This window comes from uncultured Chitinophaga sp., assembly GCF_902168175.1.
GTDB lineage: Bacteria > Bacteroidota > Bacteroidia > Chitinophagales > Chitinophagaceae > Chitinophaga.
Genome location: NZ_CABHOU010000036.1, coordinates 1 through 8,206, shown reverse-complemented (window position 1 = coordinate 8,206; position 8,206 = coordinate 1). Strand labels below are relative to the sequence as shown.

Sequence of the window (8,206 nt, the reverse complement as noted above, 5' to 3'; positions counted from 1 at the left end):
CGCTCGATCGTATTGCGCGACACTTCCGAAGCTGCGGTGGCAAAAGTAGTTTGCGCAGAAAGGGAAAGTCCCATCATTTCGGCCAGCCGCATGGAGCGCCGATGCACCAGCACCAGGTCCATTTCATTATTGAGCGTTACTCTTACCAGTTCGTGTGTCATCTTTTTATATTGTTACTTTACAAAAAGCAATGGACATGTCGTCTGTATTACGCGAAAAATCGCGGAACATAGCCGCGGCTGCCACCGACAGGTCATTACGGAGGATGCCCGGGTATTTTGAGAGATCCCAGCGCGACTTAAAACCATCGCTGCACATCACTATCGTTTGCCCCTTTTCGTATTCAATTTCCTGGTCTTTCATGGTATTGGGAATGTTGTGCCCTATAATACCATTATAACCCAGGTAGTTTTTGGAACCTACCGGGTTGTGAAGCCTGGATTGAATATTGCCAATACCGCAAATCAGCCATTTTTTGTCCTTCTTGTCAAAATAAGCGGCGGTACCAACAAGGCCGCGGCTTCGTTTAACAGAGGTGTGAATGAACCGTAACGTTTCCAGCGGGCTGTCGTAGGGGCAAATCTTAAAGGCGTCTATGGCTAAATCAACGGCTGCCTGTGCATCTTTCCCGTGTCCCAGTCCATCACCGAGAAATAGTTTGATATGTTCTGGTGTTTCTTTCGCATAAAAGCCGTCGCCGCAAAATGTTTCCCCGGGTTTGGGAACCACCAGCGACCGGATCTCTGTTTTCTTCTGTTTAATGCGGGTAGGAAGTGCTTTGTTGTATACTACAACATATAACACCGTTCCCCATCCCTTTACGGAATAGATCTGGCATATGTTCGACAGGCGGTGTATGGCGCCAAGCCCTTGCCCCAACGTACTTTTGGTGGATACGCCATCTGCCATCATCTTCGGTACATCGCTCATGCCTGGTCCACGGTCGAGCGCTGTAAGCTCAATGCCCTGGATACCTTCTTCCTCTTTCAACTTCACGAACAGCTCTCCTTCCATTGCATGTTTAGCCAGGTTCGACACTATTTCGGCTACGATAATATCTATTTCCGCCAGTTTCCTGGGTGTAAAGCCTGCGGAAGCGGCCAGCGCGTGAATTTCTTTTTTGAGGATGGCGAAGTAACTACGGTCGGCAGCATTAAATCTCAGGTGAACCGTATTAACCATTTTTCCATTTTATGACGGTAACCGTCGTTCCTTTTCCAGGTGTGCTTTTAATATCAAATTCGCTTACCAGTCTTTTGGCGCCTGGTAAGCCCAGGCCCAGGCTTTTGCCGGTGGAATAGCCATCTTGCATGGCCAGCGGAATGTCTTTTATACCAGGGCCTTTGTCTGCAAAGGTGAGTCGTATACCATTTTCACGGCCTTTACTGATCACCTCGATCAGTGTACTGCCGCCTCCGCCATATTTTAGCATATTTCGCACCAGTTCAGAGGCTGCGGTGATAAGTTTTGTCTGGTTCACCAGGCTCATACCAATTTTTACCGCGTACTCCTTTACGCGGTTCCGGAAGGGAACTACATCCTGTTCCTTCTGTATGGCCATGGCGTCTTTACTCAATACTATTATCATCGGCGTCTTCCTCCTTTTCTTCGTCTTCGAAAGAACCGACTTTGGTATGTAATAGTTGCATGCCTTTTTCCACGTTAAGCGCGGTACTAACACCTTTGAGTTCGAGGCCTAATTCTACCAGGGTGATAGCTACAGCAGGCTGCATGCCTACCACTACAGATTCGGCATCCATGATTTTACTCATGGTGCCAATGTTGCCCAGTATCCTTCCCATAAATGAATCGACGATGGATAACGCGGAAATATCAATCAAAACACCTCTTGCGCCGGTTTTATTCACCATGTTCGCAAGGTCTGTTTCGAGATTTAAGGCAAGACGGTCGTAAAGGTCCACCTGGATGGTTACCAGGAGGAATTTGCCCATTTGAAGAATAGGTATTCTATCCATAAATGCTTAAAAAGTAGTTTTTGTTTTCACTGTTTTTCTCACTTCCAGGTTGGTGATGGAAAATGCATACTTTAATGCGCTTGCCAGTGTGGCTTTGGTAACGATATTAGAAAGGTCGATACCTAAGTGTACAACGGTTTGAGCGATCTCAGGGCGAATGCCGCTGATAATACATTCTGCCCCCATTAATCTTGTAGCGTTAATGGTTTTGATCAGGTGCTGGGCCACCAGGGAATCTACAGCCGGTACGCCGGATATATCAAGAATGGCGATGCTGCTGCCTGTTTCCACGATGCGCTGTAACAAATTTTCCATTACCACCTGGGTACGGCTGCTGTCAAGAGTGCCTATAATAGGCAGGCCCAAAATGCCATCCCATAATTGTATAACGGGTGTTGATATTTCAGTGATCTCATCGGTTTGGCGGAGAATTACTTCTTCCCTTCCTTTAATGAACGTTTCGAAAGTTGTTACGCCAAAACTGTCGAGCAGGCGGCTGATGCCCATCGATACGCGGAACAGCTCTGTTGGATCGGTGATCTCGTCCTGTAACACCTCCAACAGGGCATCTTTTAAACTGAAGATGTATGCTCCTGTTTCACGGGGTGAATAACCCTGGCGCGCACGGGTAATTGAAATTCCGGAAAGGATCTCAAATACCTGGTCGAAGTCCGAAGACTGGTGGTTGCTGAGGTTTTTATCGTTCACTGACTTCGTAAGGGCGGTAAGCAATTCGTCCGACTGAACACGAAGTTCCTCATTGGTCATCAGGTCGTCGCGCAGACTGTCGTCGGCCAGTTGATTTTTCATCCACAACTCAAGAATTTTTTTTCGCTCTTTCTGAAGAAGTTTAGATGTGTTTACGCTCATACAACTTATAGTTTGGTAGTAAAAATATAGAGATAAGTTTTGTCTTAAGAAACCAATAGTACAGCTTAAAACCCAATATATTTAAAGGTCTACGTCAGATATTTTCTAATTATATGCGTGTGGGGAATTATATCCCCGTTATCCCGGCAAAATACTTAAATAGCATTTTTGGGGCCAGTTGTGTACGCTTTCGTCTTTCGAAAAAAAGCCCACTTTTTTGTATCTTATTTGACAGTAATTAACCCGCAAAAATGACCCGTTTATGAAGCTTAGTCTCGATAAATATAATTTGGTGGCTAAAGAGTTGTTAGGCTCCCGCCTGAAGTTGATTTTTGAGGATAAATATGAAATGGATGAAAAACGCGTATTAGAGTTAATAGATGTAATTGCATTTTTCGACAGAACTTCGGAAAACACTGAAGTACGTGCGTTGAAAATTGATAACGATGGTAATGGTACTTATAAGTTTGATGTGGCGGCGTTGTTGGACCAGCCGGAGATATCTGACTACAGCGAGGTGTTTTTATTTAGTGATGCAGAGGGTATAGGCTTCGTGTTTCGCGGCCTGGCCAGGCAGGTAAATTTCCGCCCGTTTGAAAAACAGGACGGGGCGTAACACAACACGATGAAATTTACTATTTTCATGCCCTATGGAAAACTATACGTTATACTCCCATAAGATAGGGTTTGATGAAATTGTAGAAGCAGTTAAAGCGGCTTTCCCTTCGGCTACTCCGTCCGTAAATGGCGATTGGGAAGGGAAAGAACTCGGCCTCCATATTAAAGGGGGATTATTTTCGGGATCGAAAAAGTTAAGCATCCGCTATCGCGAAAGAGCCAAACCATCATTTAACCTTGACAATGCCGATTGCCCGCTGGGGCAACAAATAAACGGCATGTTTAATTACGTGGCGTCCCTGCCTGCCACGAACGAACAGGTGCGCGGGTTACTGCTGCAAAAGATAAGAACGATCAATTCTGAATGCTCCTTTAGTGTAGAACCTAAGCTCACGGCTGATTTTGAAACGTTGCTGCTAAATCTCTCCCGCCAGTATGATGTGTTTATTTTCGCTACCGTACCCAAAGGAAAAGGCCAGGAGCAAAAGTTCCTGGACGCGGAAATGAACCTCGTTATTGACACAGATGGTAACTGCGGCGATGCACTGTTAAAAGTGCAGATAGACGCACAGTACTTCGATAACCAGGCGCCCGCAAGACCAGACACGGAAGCGCGCAAAGCCAGGACGGAAGAGTTTCTCAGGAGCCGGGGCGTAAAAATAAATGAATGGCTGCCGTTTACGGAAAGTGAAGAAGCATTAGAACTGCGTAGCACGAAGGAGATAACAGACCGTATGTACGCGCTGGCCATTATAGCCGCCAAAGGTGAAGGTGTTGAGCAGGAGCGCCTGGATCAGGCGGTGAAAGATTTTTCGGTGAATAGTTTTTCTTTCGAAGAACAGCGTGTATTTGATACCGTAACATTAACTGAACAGGACCGGATTAATTCTATCTGGCGTTACGAGGGATTGAATGTAATGATGTGGGCATTGGGCCTCGTAAAAGAACTGGTATATCCATCTACTATTTGCGAGGTGTCGACCATCGTAGGAATAGTGGTGGGCCAGTCGCGCGAGGCGTTGGAGAGCCAGGTGAAGCTGCGCAGCAAAAGTGAAATACTGGATGAGCTGGATAAGATTTACAGAATGAACTGGGCCTGCGTAGATGCCCGCCTGCACGGTCAGAAGCCTGGCGGTGAGCTGGACAGCAGTGTGGTGTACGAAAGGCATTACGCCCTTAACTGGCTTACGTGTTATGGAAATGCGGAGTGGGATGACGTGACTACGGATACGTGATGGGGGGAGCAAACAGTTTTACGTGTTGTTGGGCGATGTATACACCGCCGCAGTGGGAAAACTGAACATTGCCCAATGTTGTTACGGCCGCTGAAGGGAGTGACACAACGGCGGCTGAGTAAAGAACTGATGTTTGTACCATAAATAAAAACGTGTTGCACAAGATACCTGCGCAACACGTTTTTTTATTACCCTTTCAGATGATGTTTTTCCACCACCTGTGCGCTGATGCTATCGCCCGATTTGGGGTTGGGCATGCCTTTGCCGGTGGTGATGAGGCTTTTAAGGCTGCGTTGCACGAAGCTGGTCCACGATTCGGTGCAAACCTGGTAACATTCGTACGTGGGCACTAAGCCCTGGTGTGTTAACCGGATTTGTGTCTGCCCGTTTTTCTCCGTTATTTCGAAAAGCATGCTGGTGCCCGTCCATTCGCTTTCATCTTTCGTGAAACTGAAGTAGTTCTCTATTACCTGCCAGGCTACCTTTTTCCCGGGAACAAGCGCCGTTACACGGATTTTGCAGCGGTGTACATCCTGGTAATGATAGTCAAACTCGCCGTTCAGCGTGTCTGTACTGCCTTCTATATTTTCAGACCACCAGCCGCGAACGTTGTTGATGGCGGCATATGCTGCTTCCGGTGATTGGTCCACCAGCACAGTAGTTGAAAAATCCTGTGTTTGCATGGTTTAATTTTTAGTAAATGTACCTTGCTTAATAACGACTTAAAGGGTGCAGTTGAGACAAATTGCGGGGCGATTAAGACAAAAAAAGGCCGCATCGGTGGATGCGGCCTGGCAGTGTTTATAATTTGATGAATTGCAGCGACTTAGCGCCTGTTTTTCCTTCGATCCGTAGTATATAGGTACCACTTTCGAGGAAGCTCACGTTTCGGGTAAACTTCGTTTCGCCTTTCTGTGTAAACCAGCGTTTGATGAGCCTTCCGCTCAGGTCCAGTAACTCAACTGACTGGTAATCGTGCTGACCAAGTTCCAGCGTAATGTTAGCCGAAGTTGGGTTTGGATACACCTTAATGGCGCCCGATAAGTTTTCGAAATGCAGGCGCTGCGGGCTGTATGCCAGTGGGCTCGCGCTCGTATCCACCGCACAGTTGTCCAGGCTCCACCAGTTGAACTTGAAGCTGCCGGAGTGTACGCGTACGTTAATGTAGCTGATGCCCGGCAGCGTAATGGTATCGGAAATCGTCATCCACTCGCCGTTGGTGTTCGGGATGTTGATGTAACCGAAGTTGGTGCCGCTTTCTTCCATCCTTATTTTAGCCGTTGCTGTTGTCAATACCCGGAAGCGGATGTTGTACTTGCCGCGTACAGGCAGGTTCACCTTATTGTACGCAAACCAATGGTTCACCAGTATACCTGTAAAGTTCTGTACCCCGCTTGTGTCTGTAGTGGTTTCCAGCGTTGGTACGGTGGAGCGGGACGATGCACTTTCTGCTTCATAACGTTTGTTGAACGAGCAGATGTAGTCCAGCGTAAACACGCCCGAACCGCTGATGGAGTCTTTCGTGGCGGTCACAATACCAGGATTGGTGCCAGCGGTAAGCGCGCCGCCCTGTGTAATGGTGTTGCCGCTGCCGGTAACTGTCCATACCGGGGCGGTAAATGTAAACGCATTATTATACTGATCGTACCCTTTGGCAGTAAAGAGTTGCGAAGCTCCGTAAGGTACTACTACCGTATCGGGCACAATTTCAATACGTGTTAACTTAGGAAGACCCAGCACGTTTATTTTAGCCGTATCCCTAACGCCGCCAACGGTTGCGTACACCTGGTAAAGTCCGGCAACTGAATCAGCTTTGAATATGCCTTTGTAATTATCGAAGCTGCCAGCGCCAGGCTGCGCGCTCCATACGGGAACTGCATCAAACTTGCTGTTGTCGGGGCCATAAGCGGCGGCTGTAAACTGTTTGCGGTTACCCACTACAACGCTGGAGCTGTCGGGTGTAATTACTACTCTCGCCACATTCATATCGCTGGCTTTTACTACACGCAGCCAGTTAAAGTTCCAGCCGGAAGTAACTGCCTGCAATTTGATGGTTTGGTTACCGGCGGGCAGATAAATGGGTTCGGTGGTTATGGTCACCCAGTTTTGCCAACCACCGCTGGCGGGCAGTTTTACGGTAGATAGTATATTATTGTCTTTTAAGATCTGCAGGGTGCTGACTGTATTAACCGCGACGCGGAACTGGAAGCGGAAAGTATCGGCCGTAGCCACGTTGATGTCGTATTCCAGCCAACTGGTATTGCCAATGTAACTCACATTTAAGCCGCCGCTTGTATCGGCTGCTGTTTCGGTGCAGCACACATTGGTGTAATCGAAGTTTTCGGCTTCTATACGCGCGGGTACGGGTTTATAGTTGGGCGTACGTAAGGTAGCGGTAGTTGACTTGCTGATGGTAACACCATTGTGTGTGGCGGTGGCGGTTACCGTGCCGGGAGCATTAATCGTGGCTACCCCGCTGGCATTAATGCAATTACCCGCACCAGTAATCGTCCATGTAGGCGTCAGGCTCATGGCATGGTCGTTCTGGTCAAACATTTTAACAGTGTACGGTTGTGTTTTTCCGGCAACCGTTGCACGGTCGGCCGGACTTATCACCATACTGTCCAGCACGGGCGTACCCAGGCCTTTCTGGTATACACGCACATAATCTATCTGCAAACTATCCGGCCAGTCGGCTTCCGTGATGCTACCCCCCATACCGCCACCAATAGCGAGGTTCAGGATGATGTGGAACTTCTGGTCAAATGGCCAGTCTTTCCAGTCGGTACGTGGATTTTTATAGGTGTAGCAGTGTATACTGTCGTAGGTGAAACGGATCGAGTCTTCCGTCCATTCCATGATGTAGTTATGGAAATTAAGGTGCGCATCGGAAATGGTGCGGTTGTTAGAAGAGTGCCCGCCATTTGTCCAGTTGCTGTTTTGCGTGTGAACGGTGGATAACACTTTGCCGAGTTGGTTGCCCACGTGTTCCATGATATCTATTTCACCGCTTTTAGGCCATGCACCGTAGGCGCTGGTGGTAGGCATTAACCAGATGGCCGGCCAGGAGCCACGTGCCTTTGGCAACTTCGCCCTTACTTCGACCTTCCCATACTTAAAATCAAATTTATTCTGGGTAAGGATGCGCCCCGACGACCAGGGCTCTGTAGTAACGATGTTGGGATAATCTTTTTTACCGGTGATAACCAGGTTGCCGTTACGCTGACGCGTGTTGTCGAAGCTGGTATCTGTATACACCTGCTGCTCGCCATTTATCCAGCCTTTGGGACGTGGTTCAATCGTCCATTTGGAAAAGTCGGGCATGCCCGTACTGTTAAATTCTTCGTTAAACACCATCGTCCAGTTAGGGTTGCCTTCCAGTAATACCAGGCCTTTCGCCACGTAGCTGGCCAGGTTGTTATCGGTAAGTTCTGAGCCGGCAACAGTGATCGTTACATTGCTGCGGGAGTAGTTAACGGCCGAGTTGCCTGCCAGTACAATTTGCGC

8 protein-coding genes are annotated in these 8,206 nt (G+C 48.0%); 2 read left to right on the top strand and 6 right to left on the bottom strand.

The genetic code is table 11. From position 1 onward, the window contains the following. Positions 1-165: 165 nt before the first annotated feature. The 4 genes from QZT80_RS07540 to QZT80_RS07525 are packed head-to-tail and all read right to left on the bottom strand — an operon-like array spanning position 166 to position 2,846. Entirely contained in the window at positions 166-1,182 is a 1,017-nt protein-coding gene (locus tag QZT80_RS07540; protein WP_295119984.1) for an ATP-binding protein, read from the bottom strand. After that, on the bottom strand, positions 1,175-1,588 hold the full coding sequence (locus tag QZT80_RS07535) for an anti-sigma regulatory factor (RefSeq protein ID WP_295119982.1): 414 nt from the start codon (positions 1,586-1,588) through the stop codon (positions 1,175-1,177). The genes QZT80_RS07540 and QZT80_RS07535 overlap by 8 nt, the downstream gene beginning before the upstream one ends. After that, positions 1,569-1,976, bottom strand: coding sequence for an STAS domain-containing protein (locus QZT80_RS07530; RefSeq protein WP_295119979.1), 408 nt, complete (start codon positions 1,974-1,976; stop codon positions 1,569-1,571). The genes QZT80_RS07535 and QZT80_RS07530 overlap by 20 nt, the downstream gene beginning before the upstream one ends. Before the next feature lie 6 nt (positions 1,977-1,982). Then, on the bottom strand, positions 1,983-2,846 hold the full coding sequence (locus tag QZT80_RS07525; protein WP_295119976.1) for an STAS domain-containing protein: 864 nt from the start codon (positions 2,844-2,846) through the stop codon (positions 1,983-1,985). 262 nt (positions 2,847-3,108) lie between these two features. Here QZT80_RS07525 and QZT80_RS07520 point away from each other — a divergent pair, with 262 nt between their 5' ends. Continuing rightward, complete coding sequence (locus QZT80_RS07520; RefSeq protein WP_295119974.1) at positions 3,109-3,462, top strand: hypothetical protein; 354 nt, start codon at positions 3,109-3,111, stop codon at positions 3,460-3,462. Between the two features lie 34 nt (positions 3,463-3,496). Then, positions 3,497-4,699 carry a DUF4272 domain-containing protein gene (locus tag QZT80_RS07515; protein WP_295119972.1) on the top strand — a complete coding sequence of 401 codons (1,203 nt, stop codon included), beginning with the start codon at positions 3,497-3,499 and terminating at the stop codon, positions 4,697-4,699. Between the two features lie 188 nt (positions 4,700-4,887). Here QZT80_RS07515 and QZT80_RS07510 read toward each other — a convergent pair whose 3' ends face one another. After that, entirely contained in the window at positions 4,888-5,382 is a 495-nt protein-coding gene (locus tag QZT80_RS07510) for an SRPBCC domain-containing protein (RefSeq protein ID WP_295119969.1), read from the bottom strand. 118 nt (positions 5,383-5,500) lie between these two features. Then, positions 5,501-8,206 (bottom strand): carbohydrate-binding protein (locus tag QZT80_RS07505; protein WP_295119966.1); only part of this gene is annotated, 2,706 nt, incomplete at its 5' end.

Coding starts and splice junctions, on each gene's coding strand:
- QZT80_RS07540 (WP_295119984.1), bottom strand. CDS start 1,182: ATGGTTAATACGGTTCACCTGAGATTTAATGCTGCCGACCGTAGTTAC.
- QZT80_RS07535 (WP_295119982.1), bottom strand. CDS start 1,588: ATGATAATAGTATTGAGTAAAGACGCCATGGCCATACAGAAGGAACAG.
- QZT80_RS07530 (WP_295119979.1), bottom strand. CDS start 1,976: ATGGATAGAATACCTATTCTTCAAATGGGCAAATTCCTCCTGGTAACC.
- QZT80_RS07525 (WP_295119976.1), bottom strand. CDS start 2,846: ATGAGCGTAAACACATCTAAACTTCTTCAGAAAGAGCGAAAAAAAATT.
- QZT80_RS07520 (WP_295119974.1), top strand. CDS start 3,109: ATGAAGCTTAGTCTCGATAAATATAATTTGGTGGCTAAAGAGTTGTTA.
- QZT80_RS07515 (WP_295119972.1), top strand. CDS start 3,497: ATGGAAAACTATACGTTATACTCCCATAAGATAGGGTTTGATGAAATT.
- QZT80_RS07510 (WP_295119969.1), bottom strand. CDS start 5,382: ATGCAAACACAGGATTTTTCAACTACTGTGCTGGTGGACCAATCACCG.